Annotated in this window: 16 protein-coding genes; 12 read left to right on the plus strand and 4 right to left on the minus strand. The window is 69.4% G+C overall.

Annotation, left to right across the window (positions count from 1 at the left end; all coding sequences use genetic code 11):
- Positions 1 to 511: 511 nt before the first annotated feature.
- The 9 genes from ngcE to AOK24_RS03910 all read left to right on the plus strand — a co-directional run bounded on the left by ngcE (position 512) and on the right by AOK24_RS03910 (position 12671).
- Positions 512 to 1963, plus strand: a complete 1452-nt coding sequence (gene ngcE, locus AOK24_RS03870; protein WP_055718639.1) for an N-acetylglucosamine/diacetylchitobiose ABC transporter substrate-binding protein — start codon at positions 512 to 514, stop codon at positions 1961 to 1963.
- Between the two features lie 16 nt (positions 1964 to 1979).
- Complete coding sequence (locus tag AOK24_RS03875; protein WP_055718640.1) at positions 1980 to 2906, plus strand: carbohydrate ABC transporter permease; 927 nt, start codon at positions 1980 to 1982, stop codon at positions 2904 to 2906.
- Positions 2907 to 3803 (plus strand): carbohydrate ABC transporter permease, encoded by an 897-nt coding sequence (locus AOK24_RS03880; protein WP_240553643.1) that lies wholly within the window; start codon positions 2907 to 2909, stop codon positions 3801 to 3803.
- Positions 3804 to 4023: 220 nt separating this feature from the next.
- On the plus strand, positions 4024 to 5223 hold the full coding sequence (locus AOK24_RS03885) for an ROK family transcriptional regulator (RefSeq protein ID WP_055718641.1): 1200 nt from the start codon (positions 4024 to 4026) through the stop codon (positions 5221 to 5223).
- Positions 5224 to 5356: 133 nt separating this feature from the next.
- Positions 5357 to 6463: a sugar ABC transporter substrate-binding protein gene (locus AOK24_RS03890; RefSeq protein WP_055718652.1), complete on the plus strand. Its 1107-nt coding sequence runs from the start codon at positions 5357 to 5359 to the stop codon at positions 6461 to 6463.
- A 287-nt stretch (positions 6464 to 6750) separates the two neighbouring features.
- The gene (locus tag AOK24_RS03895; protein ID WP_079056669.1) at positions 6751 to 7542 is read left to right on the plus strand and encodes an ATP-binding cassette domain-containing protein; all 792 of its coding nucleotides are present in this window, start codon (positions 6751 to 6753) and stop codon (positions 7540 to 7542) included.
- Positions 7543 to 7631: 89 nt separating this feature from the next.
- The gene (locus tag AOK24_RS03900) at positions 7632 to 8927 is read left to right on the plus strand and encodes a sugar ABC transporter permease (protein ID WP_055718653.1); all 1296 of its coding nucleotides are present in this window, start codon (positions 7632 to 7634) and stop codon (positions 8925 to 8927) included.
- A 195-nt stretch (positions 8928 to 9122) separates the two neighbouring features.
- Positions 9123 to 11048: a 1-deoxy-D-xylulose-5-phosphate synthase gene (dxs, locus tag AOK24_RS03905; protein WP_055718643.1), complete on the plus strand. Its 1926-nt coding sequence runs from the start codon at positions 9123 to 9125 to the stop codon at positions 11046 to 11048.
- 126 nt (positions 11049 to 11174) lie between these two features.
- Positions 11175 to 12671 (plus strand): amino acid permease, encoded by a 1497-nt coding sequence (locus AOK24_RS03910; RefSeq protein ID WP_055718644.1) that lies wholly within the window; start codon positions 11175 to 11177, stop codon positions 12669 to 12671.
- A 15-nt stretch (positions 12672 to 12686) separates the two neighbouring features.
- On the opposite strand, the gene AOK24_RS03915 is transcribed toward AOK24_RS03910, so the two are convergent.
- Positions 12687 to 13097, minus strand: coding sequence for a winged helix-turn-helix transcriptional regulator (locus AOK24_RS03915; RefSeq protein ID WP_107103891.1), 411 nt, complete (start codon positions 13095 to 13097; stop codon positions 12687 to 12689).
- Positions 13098 to 13217: 120 nt separating this feature from the next.
- Between AOK24_RS03915 and AOK24_RS03920 the strand changes: the two genes are divergently transcribed.
- The 3 genes from AOK24_RS03920 to AOK24_RS03930 are packed head-to-tail and all read left to right on the plus strand — an operon-like array spanning position 13218 to position 15334.
- Complete coding sequence (locus AOK24_RS03920; protein WP_055718646.1) at positions 13218 to 13931, plus strand: DsbA family oxidoreductase; 714 nt, start codon at positions 13218 to 13220, stop codon at positions 13929 to 13931.
- Between the two features lie 56 nt (positions 13932 to 13987).
- On the plus strand, positions 13988 to 14632 hold the full coding sequence (locus AOK24_RS03925) for an FMN-dependent NADH-azoreductase (RefSeq protein WP_055718647.1): 645 nt from the start codon (positions 13988 to 13990) through the stop codon (positions 14630 to 14632).
- A 36-nt stretch (positions 14633 to 14668) separates the two neighbouring features.
- Positions 14669 to 15334: an NAD(P)-dependent oxidoreductase gene (locus AOK24_RS03930; RefSeq protein WP_055718648.1), complete on the plus strand. Its 666-nt coding sequence runs from the start codon at positions 14669 to 14671 to the stop codon at positions 15332 to 15334.
- A 133-nt stretch (positions 15335 to 15467) separates the two neighbouring features.
- Here the strand turns inward: AOK24_RS03930 and AOK24_RS03935 are convergent, their stop codons facing one another.
- From AOK24_RS03935 to AOK24_RS03945, 3 genes are all read right to left on the minus strand, one after another.
- Positions 15468 to 17606, minus strand: coding sequence for a 3-hydroxyacyl-CoA dehydrogenase NAD-binding domain-containing protein (locus AOK24_RS03935; RefSeq protein WP_055718649.1), 2139 nt, complete (start codon positions 17604 to 17606; stop codon positions 15468 to 15470).
- Positions 17603 to 18820 (minus strand): thiolase family protein, encoded by a 1218-nt coding sequence (locus tag AOK24_RS03940; RefSeq protein WP_055718650.1) that lies wholly within the window; start codon positions 18818 to 18820, stop codon positions 17603 to 17605. The genes AOK24_RS03935 and AOK24_RS03940 overlap by 4 nt, the downstream gene beginning before the upstream one ends.
- 220 nt (positions 18821 to 19040) lie before the next feature.
- Positions 19041 to 19456: substrate-binding domain-containing protein (locus tag AOK24_RS03945; protein WP_159051783.1), on the minus strand; the 416-nt coding region annotated here is incomplete at its 5' end.

Raw genomic sequence — 19456 nt, forward strand, 5'->3', positions numbered from 1 at the left:
AGATGTGTATGAGAGACCGCGCACACCCGCCGGACCCCCACCGCCCGGAACACCTCCGGCGGCAGCCACGCGGCATCGAGGCGGTCGAGACTCTCGGACGACGGCATGAATCCCCCAACTCGGCGGCTCGCACGGACCACCACGAACGGGTGAAACCGCTTGCCCCACCGGGGCCTCCCCACCGCTCGGACACCCTGGACCGGACAACGTTTTCCGCTGGGCGGTACAGGAATCAGTAGGTGGTCAAGTGGCCTGTGATGTCAAGGACGTTCACTGGGGAAAGCGTTTGCGGTGGCGCGAATTCGGCAGCGGGGTGCCGTGGCGGCCGTCCGGATTTCCACGAGGTCTCAACTTGGAAAACAGGCTTGGCCAACCTTGCATTCGATCTTGCTCCCTCACCGGGAAATGGACTATACCTGTCGGCGTTTCCTGCACGACCCTGCTTGACCCGACGCGGCCCCGGAACTGATCCGGTGCCGCCCTGAGTCCTGGAGAAGGCGAGGACTTGAGCATGGGATCCACACCCGCAGAAAGCCGGGGACCGGCAGGCGTCGGCCGCCGGACGATGATCAGAACCACCGCGGCGCTCGGACTGGTCTCCGCGCCCGCGCTGTCGTTCCTCACCTCCTGCGCCAGCAGCGGCGGCGACAGCGAGGAGAAGGCGAAGACCGGCACGAAGACCGCGAAGAACCCGCTCGGCGTCGACGAGTCCGCGAACCTGGAGTTCGTCCTGTTCGACGGCGGCTTCGGCACCCAGTACGCCAAGGACGCGGTCACGTCGTACGAGAAGGCGTTCCCCAAGGCCGAGGTGAAGTTCTCGGCCACCCAGAAGATCCAGTCCGTCCTCCAGCCCCGCTTCAACCAGGGCACCCCGCCCGACCTGATCGACAACTCGGGCGCCGAGCAGATGGACATGGGCATCCTGTCCAGCAAGAAGCAGCTCACCGACCTCACCCCCCTGCTCGACGCCCCGTCCTACGACGACCCGAACAAGAAGGTCCGCGACACCCTGCGCCCCGGCATCGTCGAGATGGGACAGCTCGACGGGGCCCCGGTGTGGATCCTGTACTACGCCTACACGGTGTACGGCGTCTGGTACTCCCAGAAGGCGCTGGACGCGCTGGACTCGGCGTACCCGGAGACCTGGGACCAGATGCTCGCGGTCTGCGAGAAGGCCAAGAAGAAGGGCATGGCCGGCTGGACGTACGCGGGCAAGTACCCGTACTACCTGCCGTTCTCGCTGTACCCGATGATCGGCAAGGTCGGCGGCCGTGAGGTCCTCGACGCGATCGACAACCTGGAGCCGAACGCCTGGAAGAACCCGGCGGTCAAGACCTGCTTCGAGGCGTACTACGAGCTGTACCGGAAGGGGTACGTCCTCAAGGGCACCCCCGGTCTGGACCACATCCAGTCGCAGACCGCGTGGGCGCAGGGCAAGGCGCTGTTCATTCCCAACGGCTCCTGGGTCGAGAACGAGTCGGCGAACGTCATCCCCGCCGACTTCGATCTCGCGGTCTCCGCGCCGACCGGCATCGACGCCTCCGACAAGATGCCGTTCGGCACGATCTGGGCCTCGGGCGGCGAGCCGTTCATCGTCCCGGCGAAGGCGGCCAACGCGCTCGGCGGCATGGAGCAGCTGCGGATCATGCTGAGCGAGGCGGCCTCGCGGAACTTCACCTCGAAGGTCAAGTCGCTGAGCGCGTACAACGGCGGCACCGACGGGATCACCCTCACGCCGGGCCTCAAGTCGGGCGTCGCCGCGCTCCAGAAGGCGGGCGACAACGTCCTCAACCCGCGGCTCCAGGACTGGTACGTGAAGCTCCAGAAGGAGCAGATCGGGGTCTCCGGGCTCGGCGAGATGATGGCCGGACGGCTCACCCCGGCCGAGGCGATCAAGAAGATCCAGGGATACGCCGACGCCGCCGCGAAGGACACGTCCATCAAGCACTACAAGCACCAGTAAAGGCAGCGGTGGAGCGATGCGGCACGGCCAGTACCGGTTCATCGCGGGGTTTCTCGCCCTGCCACTGGGGCTGTACGCCCTGTTCGTCCTGTGGCCGTTCGTCCAGTCGATCTACTACTCGTTCACCGACTGGACCGGCCTGAGCCCCGAATTCAAGATGGTCGGATTCGCCAATTACCGGCGGATGTTCCACGACGACGTCTTCTGGAAATCGCTCCAGCACAGCCTGCTCTTCGCACTCGTGCTGCCGCTGGTGACCATCGGACTCGCCCTCTTCCTCTCCTACATGATCAATGTGGGCGGCCGGCGGAGAAAGGGCGGACCCGCGATCAGCGGGGTCCGTGGATCGTCGTTCTACAAGATCGTCTATTTCTTTCCGCAGGTCCTGTCGATCGCCATCGTCGCGCTGCTGTTCGCCTTCGCCTACAACCCGGACAGCGGCGCGATCAACTCGATCCTGCGGGGCGTGGGCCTCGACGATGTGCAGCCCCTGTGGCTGGGCGACCCGGATCTCGCGCTGTGGTGCGTGATGGCGGTGCTCGTCTGGTCGACGGTCGGGTTCTTCGTCGTGCTGTTCTCCGCGGGCATGGCGTCGATCCCGGCCGACCTGTACGAGGCGGCGCTCCTCGACGGTGCCGGGCGGGCCGCGACGTTCTTCCGCATCACCCTGCCGCTGCTGTGGGACACCGTGCAGTCGGGCTGGGTCTACATGGGCATCCTCGCCCTCGGCGCCGAGTCCTTCGCGGTCGTCCAGATCATGACGGTCGGCCCCGGCGGGCCCGACTACTCGACGACGGTCATGACGCTGTACGTGTACCAGACGGCGTTCCGGGACGGCCAGGCCGCCTACGCCACCACCATCGGGGTCGCCCTCCTCGTCGTCACGCTCGCGTTCGCCGCGGTCGTGATGCGGCTGGGGCGGCGGGAGCGGCTGGAGTACTGAATGAAGACGACCGAGGCTCCTCCCGAGGTGAGACCGACCGGACCGGTCTCCCACCAGGTGACCGAGAAACGCGACCGGGGCGTGCTGAACGTCTTCTCCCACGGCGTGCTGGTCATCTGGGCGATCATGGTCGTCCTGCCGCTGGTCTGGGCGGTGATGACATCCTTCAAGACCGACTCGGCGATCTTCAACTCGCCCTGGGCGCTGCCCGACGGGCTGCACCTCGACAACTGGGGGCGGGCCTGGACCTCGGCCCACATGAGCGAGTACTTCCTCAACACCGTGCTGGTGGTGGGGGGTTCGCTCGTCGGGACGCTGGTCCTCGGCTCCATGGCGGCCTATGTGCTGGCCCGCTTCGAGTTCCCGGGAAACCGTTTCATCTACTACCTGTTCATCGGCGGCATGAGCTTCCCGGTGATCCTCGCCCTGGTCCCGCTGTTCTACGTCGTGAACAACCTGGGCCTCCTGAACACCATCCACGGCCTGATCCTCGTCTACATCGCCTACTCGCTGCCGTTCACCGTGTTCTTCCTGACGGCGTTCTTCCGCACCCTGCCGACCTCGGTCGCGGAGGCCGCGTTCGTCGACGGTGCCTCGCACAGCCGGACGTTCTTCCAGATCATGCTGCCGATGGCCCGTCCCGCCCTGGTCAGCGTCGGCATCTTCAACTTCCTCGGACAGTGGAACCAGTACCTGCTGCCCACGGTCCTGAACACGGACCCCGACAAACGCGTCCTCACCCAGGGCCTGGTCCAGCTCGCCGTCAGCCAGGGCTACAAGGGCGACTGGTCGGGCCTGTTCGCGGGCCTGGTCATGGCGATGCTGCCGGTCCTCGCGGCGTACATCGTCTTCCAGCGCCAGGTGGTCGCCGGCCTCACGGCGGGGGCCCTGAAATGAGCCGCGCGGGGCGCTCGGGCGTCCCGCGCCCGCACCGGCGTACACCTGATGAAAGCGGCAGAAAACGCTTGCACACCGGGCGGCCCCGTGCCGTACCGTCCATCTCCCCGGAAACTGTTCAACCTCTTGACGGGAGGCGACCGGAACGGCTCAGCTTAGAGTTCACTAGTTGGACATAGTCGGGGCCTCGTCGATGCGGCCTCGCGCGCGGGAGGTCGTCGTGGAGACTCCGGGGTCGCAGTCGTCACTGCACAGAGCCAACCTGGAGCGGGTCGTACGAGCCGTGCGGATGGCCGGATCGCTCACCCAGGCGGAGATCGCCCGTACGACCGGACTGTCCGCCGCGACCGTCTCCAACATCGTCCGGGAGCTGAAGGAAGGCGGGACCGTCGAGGTCACGCCCACCTCGGCCGGTGGCCGCAGGGCGCGCAGCGTCAGCCTCAGCGGGGACGCCGGGATCGTCATAGGCGTCGACTTCGGCCACACGCACCTGCGCGTCGCCGTCGGCAACCTCGCCCACCAGGTCCTCGCCGAGGAGGCCGAGCCCCTCGACGTCGACGCCTCCTCCGCGCAGGGCTTCGACCGGGCGGAACAGCTGGTCAGCCGCCTGATCGAGGCGACCGGCGTGGACCGCTCCAAGATCGCCGGGGTCGGCCTCGGCGTACCGGGCCCGATCGACCTGGAGTCCGGGACGCTCGGCTCCTCCGCGATCCTCCCGGGCTGGATCGGCACCCGCCCCGCCGAGGAGCTGCGCGACAGGCTCGGCGTCCCGGTCCACGTCGACAACGACGCCAACCTCGGCGCGCTCGGCGAGATGGTCTGGGGGAGCGGCCGGGGAGTCCGTGATCTTGCTTACATCAAGGTCGCCAGCGGGGTCGGCGCGGGCCTGGTCATCAACGGGCGGATCTACCGGGGTCCGGGCGGCACGGCGGGCGAGATCGGGCACATCACGCTCGACGAGTCGGGCCCCGTCTGCCGGTGCGGGAACCGCGGCTGCCTGGAGACGTTCACCGCCGCGCGGTACGTCCTGCCACTCCTTCAGCCCAGTCACGGCCCGGATCTCACGGTCGAGGGCGTCGTACGGCTCGCACGCGACGGAGACCCCGGCTGCCGCCGCGTGATCGCCGACGTGGGGCGGCACATCGGCAGCGGTGTCGCCAACCTGTGCAACCTCCTGAACCCCAGCAGAGTGGTGCTCGGCGGGGATCTCGCGGAGGCCGGGGAACTGGTACTGGGGCCGATCCGGGAGTCCGTCGGGCGGTACGCGATCCCCAGCGCGGCACGCCAACTCACCGTGCTGCCGGGGGCCTTGGGGGGCCGCGCCGAGGTGCTCGGGGCGCTCGCCCTGGCCCTGAGCGAGATGGGCGATTCGACGCTTTTGGACGGCACGCTGACCGCCGCCGCACCCGCGTTCACTTAGAGAACGCATTGCGCCGTTGCCATCTCGTTAAGTATTTACTTCTTGACGCCGAACGTACGGCCGAGTTGACTTCCAGCCACCTCGGCCGCAGCGTTGCGGCCCTGTCAGGGAGGCAACCCCAATGAACGCAACGATGCGTAGAGCCGCCATCGGCGCCACCGCCGTCTCCATGGCGATCGCCCTGGCCGCGTGCGGCAAGGCCGGCGACGACAAGGACGGCGGCAGCGACGCGTCCTCCGCCGGCACCAACTCCGGTGGAGGCGGCAAGTCCATCGGTCTGCTTCTTCCCGACACCGTGACCGCGCGGTACGAGAAGTTCGACAAGCCGTACTTCGAGGACAAGGTCAAGGCGCTCTGCGCCGACTGCAAGGTCGAGTACGCGAACGCGGCGGCCAGTGCGGCCACGCAGGCGCAGCAGGTCAGCACCATGATCACCAAGGGCGTCAAGGTGATCGTGGTCTCCGCCCAGGACTCCGCCGCGATCAAGTCCTCGATCCAGGCCGCGGTCGACAAGGGCGTCAAGGTCGTCGCGTACGACCGCCTCGCCCAGGGCCCGGTCTCCGGCTACGTCTCCTTCGACAACGTCAAGGTCGGCGAGCTCCAGGGCCAGGCCCTGCTCTCCGCGCTCGGCGCGAAGGCCACCAAGGCGTCCAAGATCGTCATGATCAACGGCGACGACGCCGACCCGAACGCCGCCGAGTTCAAGAAGGGCGCCCACCAGGCCCTCGACGGCAAGGTCACCATCGCCTACGAGCAGTCCGGCCTGTGGAAGGACACCGTCGCCGCGGAGAAGGTGTCCGCCGCGATCACGCAGCTCGGCGCGAAGAACATCGCCGGCGTCTACGCCGCCAACGACGGCATGGCCGGCGGCATCGCCAACACCCTCAAGGGCGCGGGCATCAGCGGCATCCCGCTGACCGGCCAGGACGCCGAGCTCGCGGGCATCCAGCGCATCGTCGCCGGGACGCAGTCCTCCACGGTCTACAAGGCGTTCAAGCCCGAGGCCGAGGCCGCCGCGACCATGGCGGTCGACCTGCTGAACGGCAAGGACATCGCCTCCCTCGCCACCACCACCCTGACCAGCGGGTCCGGCAACAAGGTCCCGTCCCAGCTGCTGACCCCGGTCTCCGTGACCAAGGCCAACATCAAGGACACGGTCATCAAGGACGGCCTCTACACCGCCGCGCAGATCTGCACCGGCGAGTTCGCGGCCCCCTGCAAGGCCGCCGGGCTCCAGTAGGCGCCACGGGCGAGGACAAGGGCGAGAGGGTGCCGCAGCACTGGGCACCCTCGTCCCCCTGAGGCTCCTCACCCGGCCCCTGCCCCCCCAAGCTCGTCCGGTGTCCGTCCCACCTCTACGTCCCGCTACCGGGACGGACGCCGGACGGATCAGGGGTGCGCGCCGCCGTTGCCAAGTGCGGTGGCCGCGCGCATGTTCATCTTGTAAACCCTGTGCGCCCATCCGCGCACACACCTCCGCGTCCGTCAGTGCCGGCGCGGCATCCCGCCGGTCAGGCGGCGAAGGAGATGGTTCACGTGTCCGCTACGCCCGTGCTGGCGTTGCGCGGAGTCTCCAAGCGATTCGGTGCGGTCCAGGCCCTCACCGACGTCGATCTGGAGGTCCACGCCGGAGAAGTGGTCGCCCTGGTCGGCGACAACGGCGCAGGAAAGTCCACGCTGGTCAAGACGATCGCCGGGGTCCACCCGATCGACGAGGGCGTCATCGAGTGGGAGGGCGAAGCGGTCAGCATCAACAAGCCGCACGACGCCCAGGGCCTCGGTGTCGCGACCGTCTACCAGGACCTCGCGCTGTGCGACAACCTCGACGTCGTCGGCAACCTGTACCTCGGCCGGGAGCTGCTGCGCCGCGGCATCATCGACGAGGTCACGATGGAGAAGAACGCGCGCGAGCTGCTCTCGACGCTCTCCATCCGCATCCCGAGCGTCCGCATCCCGATCGCGAGCCTCTCCGGCGGTCAGCGCCAGGTCGTCGCGATCGCCCGCGCCCTCATCGGCGACCCCAAGGTCGTCATCCTGGACGAGCCGACCGCCGCCCTCGGCGTCGAGCAGACCGCGCAGGTCCTCGACCTCGTCGAGCGGCTGCGCGAGCGCGGCCTCGGCGTCATCCTGATCAGCCACAACATGGCGGACGTCAAGGCGGTCGCCGACACCGTCCACGTGCTGCGCCTGGGCAAGAACAACGGCTCCTTCCCGGTGAAGGACACCAGCCACGAAGAGATCATCGCCGCGATCACCGGAGCCACGGACAACGCCGTGACCCGTCGTGCGGGACGTCGCACCACGGAGGCTGCGAAGTGAGCGAGACACCCAAGGACACCAAGGTCGAAAAGACCGAACAGGGCGCCAAGGCCGAGCAGGCCGAGGCCGAGAAGACCGCGAAGGCCGAGGTGACCAAGGCCGCCGAGGCCCAGGACACCGTCGCCCCCGCCGACGACCCGACGGCCGCGCCGGTCACCGTCGTCGACCCCCGCCTCCTCGTGCGCGAGGAGGGCTTCAAGGGCTACTGGACGGAGTTCCTGCGCAAGGTCAAGGGCGGTGAGCTGGGCTCGATCCCGGTCGTCCTCGGCCTGATCGTCATCTGGACGATCTTCCAGGTGAAGAACGACCGCTTCCTGAGCGCCGACAACCTCTCCGACATCAGCTACTTCCTCTCGGCCACCGGCATGCTCTCCATCGGCCTGGTGTTCGTGCTGCTGCTCGGCGAGATCGACCTGTCCGTCGGCTCGGTCAGCGGCCTCGCCTCGACAGTGTTCGCGGTGTTCGTGGTCGACCACTCCATGAACCCGTGGTTCTCGCTGTTCCTGACGGTCCTCACGGGCGCCGCGATCGGGGCGCTGCACGGCTGGTTCTTCGCGAAGATCGGCGTGCCCGCGTTCGTCGTCACCCTGGCCGGCTTCCTCGGCTGGAACGGCCTGATGCTGTGGCTGCTGGGCTCCTCCGGCACGATCAACCTTCCCTCGGACTCCGGCCCTGTGCAGATCCTGGGCAAGAGCTCCTTCTTCATGGACCAGCAGATCATCGGCGCCTACCTGCTCGCCGGTCTCGCCGTCGTCCTCTCCCTGGTCGGCAACTTCGGCGAGCAGCGCCGCCGCAAGGAGGCGGGCGTCCCGTTCCGGCCGACCGCCGAGATCCTGATCCGCGTCGGTTTGCTGGGCGTCGCCGCGTTCGTCGCCGCAGCCGTCCTGAACAGCTCGAACGGCGTCTCCAACGCGCTGGTGATCTTCCTCGCGTCCCTGGTGATCGTGGACTTCGTGCTGCGCCGTACGACGTACGGCCGCAAGGTCTTCGCGGTCGGCGGCGGTATCGAGGCGGCCCGCCGCGCCGGTATCAACGTGTCCATGATCCGCATCACGGTCTTCGCGATCTCCGGCGGCTTCGCGGCGGTCGGCGGCATGTTCTTCGCGGGCCAGACGGCGTCCGCGACGCTGAACGCGGGCGGCGGCAACACGCTGATGCTGGCGATCGCCGCAGCGGTCATCGGCGGTACGTCGCTCTTCGGCGGCCGGGGCACGGTGTGGTCCGCGCTCCTGGGCATGCTGGTCATCCAGTCCATCCAGACCGGTCTCTACCTGCTCAACATGGACACCTCGATCCAGTACATGATCACCGGCGGCGTGCTCCTGGGCGCCGTGGTCATCGACTCGGTCTCCCGCCGGAGCCAGAAGGCGTCCGGCCGCGGCTGACCACCTGCCCGACCTGACAGTGCCCGGCACTCGAATGCGAGTGCCGGGCACAGTCATGTCATAGGTTCACCGGATGATGGGTACGGCCGAACGAGTGACGTACGACGCACGGCCCGAAGTCAGGCCGCCGGGACGGAACATTAGACTCGTCAAGCCCGGTAACAGCTCGAACAGCTCTACTGCAAGGAGGCACGGGTGCCGCTGCTGACCCGCATCACGGGACCGCGCGATCTGGACCGGCTCAGCCTGGAGGAGCTGGACCAGCTTGCCGGGGAGATCCGGACCTTCCTCGTCGAAGCCGTCTCCAAGACCGGCGGCCACCTCGGCCCGAACCTCGGCGTGGTCGAGCTGACCATCGCCCTGCACCGCGTGTTCGAGTCCCCCCGGGACAAGGTGCTCTGGGACACCGGCCACCAGTCCTACGTGCACAAGCTCCTCACCGGCCGCCAGGACTTCTCGAAGCTCAAACAGAAGGGCGGCCTCTCCGGCTACCCCGCGCAGTCCGAGTCCGAGCACGACGTCATCGAGAACAGCCACGCCTCCACGGTCCTCGGCTGGGCCGACGGCATCGCCAAGGGCAACGAGATCCTCGGCCGGGACGACCGGGTCGTGGCCGTCATCGGCGACGGCGCCCTCACCGGCGGCATGGCCTGGGAGGCGCTCAACAACATCGCCGACGCGAAGGACCGCCCGCTGGTCATCGTCGTCAACGACAACGAGCGCTCCTACGCGCCCACCATCGGCGGCCTCGCCAACCACCTCGCGACCCTGCGCACCACGGACGGCTACGAGCGCTTCCTCGCGCGCGGCAAGGACCTCCTGGAGCGCACCCCGGTCGTCGGCAAGCCCCTCTTCGACACCCTGCACGGCGCGAAGAAGGGCCTCAAGGACTTCATCGCCCCCCAGGGCATGTTCGAGGACCTCGGCCTGAAGTACCTCGGCCCGATCGACGGCCACGACATCGAGGCCCTGGAGTCGGCCCTCGCGCGCGCCAAGGGCTTCGGCGGGCCCGTCATCGTCCACTGCATCACCGAGAAGGGCCGCGGCTACCGGCCCGCCCTCCAGGACGAGGCGGACCGCTTCCACGGCATCGGCCCCATCCACCCCGACACCGGCCTGCCCGTCAAGGCGTCCGGCGCCGACTGGACGTCCGTGTTCGGCGACGAGATGGTCGCGCTCGGCAAGGAGCGCGAGGACATCGTCGCGATCACCGCCGCGATGCTCCAGCCGGTCGGCCTGAAGCGGTTCGCGGAGGAGTTCCCGGACCGGATCTACGACGTCGGCATCGCCGAGCAGCACGGCGCCGTCTCCGCCGCCGGCCTCGCGCACGCGGGCGTGCACCCCGTCTTCGCCGTCTACGCCACGTTCCTGAACCGCGCCTTCGACCAGGTCCTCATGGACGTCGCCCTGCACAAGTGCGGGGTGACGTTCGTCCTGGACCGCGCGGGGATCACCGGCACCGACGGCGCCTCCCACAACGGCATGTGGGACATGTCGATCCTCCAGGTCGTCCCCGGCCTCAGGCTCGCCGCCCCGCGCGACGCCGACCAGGTCCGCGCGCAGCTGCGCGAGGCCGTCGCGGTGGACGACGCGCCGACCGTCGTCCGCTTCTCCAAGGGCGCCGTGGGGCCCGCCGTACCGGCCGTGGGGCGGGTGGGCGGCATGGACGTGCTGCGGGAGCCGGGGACGGACTCCCCGGACGTCCTGCTGGTCTCCGTGGGCGCGCTGGCGCCGATGTGCCTGGAGATCGCCTCGCTGCTGGACAAGCAGGGGATCACCACCACGGTCGTCGACCCGCGCTGGGTCAAGCCGGTCGACGAGGCCATGGCACCGCTCGCCGAGCGGCACCGGGTCGTCGTCACCGTCGAGGACAACTCCCGCGTCGGCGGCGTCGGTTCGGCCGTCGCGCAGGCGCTGCGGGACGCGGGCGTCGACGTACCTCTGCGTGACTTCGGCATCCCGCCGCGCTTCCTCGACCACGCCTCCCGCGCGGAGGTCATGGCGGAGATCGGGCTGACCGCGCCGGACATCGCGCGCCAGGTCACCGGCCTCGTCTCGAAGCTCGACGGTAAGTACGGCACCGCCGCCGAGGTGGGTTCCGTGGAGCCCGCGCGCGACTGACACGCCTGGATGGGCCGGATTCTTCACTACTTAGGGTGATGGATTCGGCCCATTCGCGTTAACGGAGTGAAAGCCGGGAATACGACCTACGCCCCTCTCGATGATCAGGCGTGGGAGGTCAGACCCGTGAGCAGCAGCATTTTCCGGACGAAACAGGTCGAGCAGTCGATCGAGGACACCGAGGAGCCCGAGCACGCCCTCAAGAAGTCCCTGTCGGCCCTGGACCTGACGGTCTTCGGCGTCGGTGTCATCATCGGCACCGGCATCTTCGTCCTGACCGGCACGGTCGCCAAGAACAACGCGGGCCCGGCCACCGCCCTCGCCTTCGTCGTCGCCGGCGTCGTCTGCGCGCTCGCCGCGCTGTGCTACGCCGAGTTCGCGTCCACGGTCCCGGTGGCGGGCTCCGCGTACACGTTCAGCTACGCCTCGCTGGGCGAGCTGCCCGCCTGGATCATCGGCTGGGACCTGGTCCTGGAGTTCGCGCTCGGCACGGCGGTGGTGGCCGTCGGCTGGTCCGGGTACATCGCCTCGCTGCTCGACAACGCGGGCTGGCACCTGCCGGCGGCGCTCAGCGGCCGGGACGGCGCCGACGGCTTCGGCTTCGACATCCTCGCCGCCGCCCTCGTCCTCGTCCTCACCGGCATCCTCGTCCTCGGTACGAAGCTCTCCGCGCGCGTGACGTCGCTCGTCGTCGCCATCAAGGTGACCGTCGTCCTCGTCGTCATCGTCGCGGGCGCCTTCTTCATCAAGGGCGACAACTACGACCCGTTCATCCCGAAGTCCCAGCCGGTCGAGGCGGGCGGCGACCTCCAGTCCCCGCTGGTCCAGCTCATGTTCGGCTGGGCCCCCTCGAACTTCGGCGTCATGGGCATCTTCACGGCCGCCTCGGTCGTCTTCTTCGCCTTCATCGGCTTCGACGTCGTCGCGACGGCCGCCGAGGAGACCAAGAACCCCCAGCGCGACATGCCCCGGGGCATCCTCGGCTCCCTCCTGATCTGTACGACGCTGTACGTGGCCGTCTCCATCGTCGTCACCGGCATGCAGCGCTACACGGACCTCTCGGTCACCGCGCCGCTCGCGGACGCCTTCAAGGCCACCGGACACCCCTGGTTCGCGGGGTTCATCAGCTTCGGCGCGGCGGTCGGCCTGACCACGGTCTGCATGATCCTGCTCCTGGGCCAGACCCGCGTCTTCTTCGCGATGAGCCGCGACGGCCTCCTGCCGACGTTCTTCTCCCACGTCCACCCCCGCTACCGCACCCCGCACCGCCCCACGATCCTCCTCGGCGTCGTCATCGCGATCGTCGCCGGCTTCACCCCGCTCAGCGAACTCGCCGAACTCGTCAACATCGGCACCCTGTTCGCGTTCGTCGTCGTCGCCATCGGCGTCGTCCTCCTGCGCCGCTCCCGCCCCGACCTGCCCCGCGCCTTCCACACCCCCTGGGTCCCCCTGATCCCGATCCTCTCGGTGGCCGCCTCCCTGTGGCTGATGCTGAACCTGCCCGCCGAGACCTGGCTGCGGTTCGGGATCTGGATGGCGATCGGGTTCGCGGTGTACTTCCTGTACGGGAAGCGGAACAGCAAGCTGGAGCAGCGGGGCGGGGGAGTGCCGGCCGGCAAGTGATCGCTGATCCTGCGGTCAGGGCCGGGCCGCTGGTGCCGCGGCGCGGGCGCGGTGTGCGCGGATCTCGTCGTGGTGGTCGGTGGCCCAGCCGATCAGGGACGTCGCGATCTCGTGGAGGCCGCGGCCCAGCGGGGTGAGGGCGTACTCGACGCGGGGTGGGACCTCCGCGTATGCGGTGCGGGTGATCAGGCCGTCCTCGTGGAGCTGGCGGAGTGTGAGGGTGAGCATCCGCTGGGAGATTCCGGGGATCTGGCGCTGGAGGTCGGTGTAGCGCAGTGGGCCGGTTTCCACGACCGCGATGAGCAGCAGGCTCCACTTGTCGCCGACGCGGTCGAGGACCTGCCGGATGAACTGCATGTGCTCGGCGGGGATGTGGGCACAGGGCCCCACCGCCGCCGCGCCGACCGAACTGCCGGTGACCTCCATGACGCACATTCCTCTCCGGCACGAACACCGATGTGCCTTTTGTATCGGCTTCCATACTGGCCCATCATGGCGCTACGCACAAAACGTAGGAATCAAGCGCAGGGATGGAAGGCGCGCGTCATGAAGATCGAGATCTGGGCCGAGGTCACCTGCCCCTGGTGCGGACTGGGCAGCCACCGTCTGAACCGCACCGTGGAGCGGTTCGAGCACCGCGACGAGGTGGAGGTCGTCCACCACTCGTTCCCGCTGGGCAGCTCCTTCCCCGTGGGGGAGACGTTCTCCGTCCGTGAGGCGCTGCTGCGCCGGCACGGCATGGACGGCTCCCGGGCCGAGGCGTCCACGCGCCGGATCGAGGCGCTGGCCGAGGCCGAGGGACTCACCCCCTACCGGGTGCTGGACAACCTGGTCGGCAACACCGACCTGGCGCACGAGTTCCTCGCCCACGCCTCCGCCGAGGACAGGAACCGCGAAGCCTGGGACGCGGTCTTCCGCGCCTACTTCGGCCAGGCCCGCCCCGTCTTCAGCCTGGACGACCTGCTCGGCCTGGCCCGGGAGATCGGCCTGGACCGCGAGGACACCCGCCGGGCGCTCACCGCACGCCGCTACCGGCGGCAGGTGAGCGACGATGCCGCCCGCGCCCAGCGCCTGGGCGCCACCGGCGCGCCCTTCACCGTCGTCGACGGCACGTACGGCATCCCCGGCGCCCAGGACAGCGACAGTCTTCTCGACGTGCTGCGCACGGCCTGGGACGCATCCCACCCGCTCACCCCGGCGACCGGCGGCGACGCTCCGGCCTGCGGCCCCGACGGCTGCGCCGTACCGGCCCGCAGCTGACCCCCACGCTTCACCCCACGAACCACCCTCGACCATCTCGAAAGGCTGGCTTCGCCATGTCCTACCTGCTGCACATCGACGCGTCCTCGCTCGGCGAGGCATCCGTCTCCCGTCAGGTCGCCGCGTCCTTCCGTGACGCGTGGCAGGGCCCGGTCGTCCACCGCGACCTGGCCGTCTCCCCCGCCCCGCACCTGACCGCGGCGGGCATCACCGCCCGCACCACCGACCCCGCCGAGCACACCCCCGAGCAGGCGAAGGCCGCCGCGGTGCAGGACGAGCTGATCGAGGAGTTCCTCGGCGCCGGCGCCTACCTGTTCACCGTGCCGCTGTACAACCTCACGATGCCGTCCGTGTTCAAGGCATGGCTGGACCAGATCATGGTCGCCGGGCGCACCCTGAGCTTCGACGCAGCCCCTGCCACCCTCGGCCGCCCCGCCACGGTGATCTCCGCACGCGGCGGCGGCTACGGCCCCGGCGCCCCGAAGGAGGGCATGGACCACCTGGTGCCCACGCTGGAAACCGTCCTGGGCCACCCGACCAACCTCGGCCTCGACGTCACCATCGTTCTGCCGGAGCTGACCATGGCCCCGCACGTGCCGATGATGGCCCCGCTCCTCCCCTTCCACGAGGCATCCCTGACCAAGGCGCACGACGAGGCCCGCCGCCTGGGCTCCGCCCCGACCGGCCGGTCGGCCGCCTGAGCCACCCCTGACCTGCCCGAAAGGCGTTCGATCACCATGAGCAACCTCCTCGTCCTCGGCGGCAGTGGCCGCACCGGCGCCCACGTCCTGGAGCACGCGGCCCGGCGCGGCCACCGCGTCCGCGCCCTCGTCCGCAACCCCGGCAAAGTGCAGGCACCGCCCGGTGTCGAGCTGATCCAGGGCACCCCCGCCGACATCGACGACCTCCGCAAGGCCGCCGAAGGCACCGACGCGGTGATCAGCGCGCTGAACAACGCCCGCGCCTCCGACAACCCGTGGGCCAAGCCGGTCAGCCCGCCGATGTTCATGACCGACGCCACCCGCAACACGCTCACCGTCATGGGCGAACAGGGCATCCGCCGCATCGTGCTGACCTCCACGCAGGGCGCCGGCGACGACTGGGCCCGGCTCAACCCGCTGGCCAGAGCGTTCATCAACCGGTCGAACATCAAGGCGGGCTTCGAGGACCACACCGGCGTCGACCAGCTCCTCCGCGCCTCGCCCGGCATCGACTGGACCCTGGCCCGCGCCGTCACCCTCACCGGCAAGCCCCTCAACGGTCCCGTACGGGCCGCCGAGCCCGGCACCGAGAAGCCCGGCGCCCGGATCAACCGCGCCGACCTCGCCGACTTCCTCGTCCGGACGATCGAGGACGACACCTGGATCCGCAGAGCCCCCCTCGTCTGGAACACCCGAGGCTGACCCACCCCGATCAACGGCCGCCCACGCAAGACGCTCGGCTGGGATACCCCAGCCGAGCGTCTACGTGACCTACTCACCGCCTGAGCCAGGCAGTGTCGCGACGACCCCGGAGGCCCTCGCGTGCGTCAAGCGGTTACGCCGGAACCGACGCCACCCCGGCGGGCAGGAACTTCTTGCCGTTCACCTTCTCGGAGACGCCCTCGCGGTCCAGGTACGGCGTGATGCCGCCCAGGTGGAAGGGCCAGCCGGCGCCGGTGATCAGGCAGAGGTCGATGTCCTGCGCCTCGGCGACGACACCTTCGTCCAGCATGAGCCCGATCTCCTGCGCGACGGCCTCCAGGACGCGGGCGCGGACCTGCTCCCCGGACAGGGCCGTGGAGCCCTGCTTGAGGAGGGCGGCGACCTCGGGGTCCAGCTCCGGCTTGAAGCCGTTCTCCGCGGAGTAGACGTAGAACCCGCGCTTGCCCGCCTCGACGACCGCCTTGAGGTTGGGGGAGACGGTGAAGCGGTCCGGGAAGGCCCGGTTGAGGGTCTCGGAGACGTGCAGGCCGATCGCGGGACCGACCAGCTCCAGCAGGACCAGCGGCGACATCGGCAGCCCGAGCGGCTCGACGGCCTTCTCCGCGACCTCGACGGACGTGCCCTCGTCGATGACGTTCTGCACCTCGCCCATGAACCGGGTCAGGATGCGGTTGACGACGAACGCCGGGGCGTCCTTGACCAGGACGGCCGTCTTCTTCAACTTCTTGGCGACGCCGAACGCCGTGGCCAGCGCCGCGTCGTCCGTCTGCTCGCCCCGCACGATCTCCAGGAGCGGCAGCACGGCGACGGGGTTGAAGAAGTGGAAGCCGACGACCCGCTCGGGGTGCTTCAGCTTCGACGCCATCTCGGACACCGACAGCGAGGACGTGTTCGTCGCGAGGATCGCGTGCGCCGGGGCGACCGCCTCGACCTCGGCGAACACCTGCTGCTTGACGCCGATCTCCTCGAACACGGCCTCGATGATGAAGTCCGCGTCGGAGAAGCCCTCGGCCTTGTCGAGGACCCCGCTGACCAGGGCCTTCAGGCGGTTGGCCTTGTCCTGGTTGATACGGCCCTTGCCGAGCAGCTTGTCGATCTCGGCGTGGACGTAGCCCACACCCTTGTCGACGCGCTCCTGGTCGATGTCGGTCAGCACGACCGGCACCTCGAGGCGGCGCAGGAACAGCAGCGCGAGCTGCGAGGCCATCAGCCCGGCGCCGACGACACCGACCTTGGTGACCGGACGCGCCAGCGACTTGTCCGGCGCGCCGGCGGGCCGCTTGCCGCGCTTCTGCACCAGGTTGAACGCGTAGATCCCGGCGCGCAGTTCGCCGCCCATGATCAGGTCGGCGAGCGCCTTGTCCTCGGCGTCGTACCCGGCCTGGAGGTCGCCGTCCTTCGCGGCGGCGACGATGTCCAGCGCCCGGTAGGCGGCCGGGGCCGCGCCGTGCACCTTGGAGTCGGCGACGGCCCGGCCCTTGGCGACGGCCTGGTCCCAGGCCTCGCCGCGGTCCACGACGGGACGCTCGACCTTGACGTCACCGTTGAGGACCCGGGCGGTCCAGATCAGCGACTGCTCCAGGAAGTCAGCGCCCTCGAAGAGCGCGTCCGCGATCCCGAGGTCGAAGACCTGCTGGCCCTTGAGCTGCTTGTTCTGGTTGAGGCTGTTCTCGATGATCACCGAGACGGCCTTCTCGGCGCCGATCAGGTTCGGCAGCAGCGTGCAGCCGCCCCAGCCGGGCACGAGGCCGAGGAAGACCTCGGGCAGCGAGAACGCGGGGATCGCCTTGGAGACCGTGCGGTACTCGCAGTGCAGACCGACCTCGACGCCACCGCCCATCGCGGCGCCGTTGTAGTACGCGAACGTCGGCACGGAAAGACCGGCGATCCGCTTGAAGACGTCGTGGCCGCCCTTGCCGATGGCGTGGGCGTGGTCCCACTCCTTCAGCAGCTCGACGCCCTTGAGATCGGCGCCGACCGCGAAGATGAACGGCTTGCCGGTGATGCCGACGCCGGTGATCTCACCGGCCGCGGCCTCCGCCTCGACCTGGTCGAGGGCCGCGTCCAGCTTCGCCAGCGAGGCCGGGCCGAAGGTGGTCGGCTTGGTGTGGTCCAGGCCGTTGTCCAGTGTGATCAGCGCGAAGCGGCCCGCGCCGAAGGGGAGGTCGAGGTGGCGTACGTGCGCCGACGTGACGACCTCGTCGGGGAACAGCTCGGCCGCGCCCTTCAACAGCTCGGTGGTGGTGCTCACTTGTCCCCCTCGAAGTGCGGGTTCTCCCAGATGACCGTCGCGCCCATGCCGAAGCCGACGCACATCGTGGTCAGGCCGTAGCGGACGTGCGGCTGGTCCTCGAACTGCCGGGCGAGCTGCGTCATCAGACGCACGCCGGAGGAGGCCAGCGGGTGGCCGAAGGCGATCGCGCCGCCGTACTGGTTGACGCGCTCGTCGTCGTCCGCGATGCCGTAGTGGTCCAGGAAGGCGAGGACCTGGACGGCGAACGCCTCGTTGATCTCGAACAGGCCGATGTCCTCGATGGACAGGCCCGCCTGCGCGAGGGCCTTCTCCGTGGCCGGGATCGGGCCGTAGCCCATGACCTCCGGCTCCACACCCGCGAACGCGTAGGAGACGAGGCGCATCTTGACCGGGAGGTTGTTCTCGCGGGCGAAGTCCTCGGACGCGATCAGGGAGGCCGTCGCGCCGTCGTTCAGGCCGGCCGCGTTACCGGCGGTGACCCGGCCGTGGACGCGGAAGGGGGTCTTCAGGCCGGAGAGGTTCTCCAGCGTCGTCCCCGGGCGCATCGGCTCGTCGGCGGTGACCAGGCCCCAGCCCGTCTCGCCCGCCTCGGGGTTCGTGCGGCGTACGGAGATCGGGACCAGGTCGGCCTGGATCTTGCCGTCCGCGTAGGCCTTGGCGGCCTTCTCCTGGGAGCGCACCGCGTACTCGTCCGCGCGCAGCTTGGTGATCTGCGGGTAGCGGTCGTGCAGGTTCTCGGCGGTCATGCCCATGAACAGCGCGGACTCGTCGACCAGCTTCTCGCTGACGAACCGCGGGTTCGGGTCGACGCCCTCGCCCATCGGGTGGCGGCCCATGTGCTCGACGCCACCGGCGACGGCGATGTCGTACGCGCCGAACGCGACGGAGCCGGCGACCGTCGTGACGGCCGTCAGGGCGCCCGCGCACATGCGGTCGATGGAGTAGCCGGGGACCGACTGGGGGAGGCCCGCGAGGATGCCGGCCGTGCGGCCGATGGTCAGGCCCTGGTCGCCGATCTGCGTGGTCGCCGCGATCGCGACCTCGTCGATCTTCGCGGGGTCCAGACCGGGGTTGCGGCGCAGCAGCTCCCGGATCGCCTTCACGACCAGGTCGTCGGCCCGGGTCTCGTGGTAGATGCCCTTCGGGCCCGCCTTGCCGAACGGGGTACGGACGCCGTCGACGAAGACGACGTCCCTGACGGTACGAGGCACGATGGCTCCTCCAGGTGCGGGATGGCACAGCTGCGACGCGCCACCCCCGGCGGATCGCTGAGCGGGCGCTCAGCCCCCATGCTACTTATCAGTAACGTGGCTGCCCAGTCCCGGGGGTCGGAGCGGCGAAGGTCACACCGGGAACTTTTTCCGCCGGGCAGGGGTGACGCCCCCAAGGGGCGCGGGGAGCCACGACGGCGCCGCAGCCCGATACGGCGAATCAGCGAGGCGGCGCGGTCGATCCCCGAGGTGTCAGCACGGGAGTAGCAACCGGATGCGACCCCACCTCTTCCCCCAGAATCACCCCGAACAACGTCCGCGCCACCTCCGCCCCGAACCCGTGCACGTCATGACTCATCGCCGACAGCGTCGGATGCGTCAACCGGCACAGCTGCGAGTCGTCCCACGCGAGCAGCGACACGTCGTCCGGCACCCGCACCCCCATCTCCTGGGCCACCGACAACCCGGCGACGGCCATGATGTCGTTGTCGTAGACGATCGCCGTCGGCCGGTCGGCGGCCGTCAGCATCGCCCGCGTCGCCCGCGCCCCCGCCTCCCCGGAGTAGTCCGTCGCCACCTGCCGGGCCCCCTCGAGCCCCAGCTCCCGCGCGGCGGCGTCGAACGCGGTGGCGCGCG

It is taken from the genome of Streptomyces niveiscabiei (assembly GCF_001419795.1).
GTDB lineage: Bacteria > Actinomycetota > Actinomycetes > Streptomycetales > Streptomycetaceae > Streptomyces > Streptomyces niveiscabiei.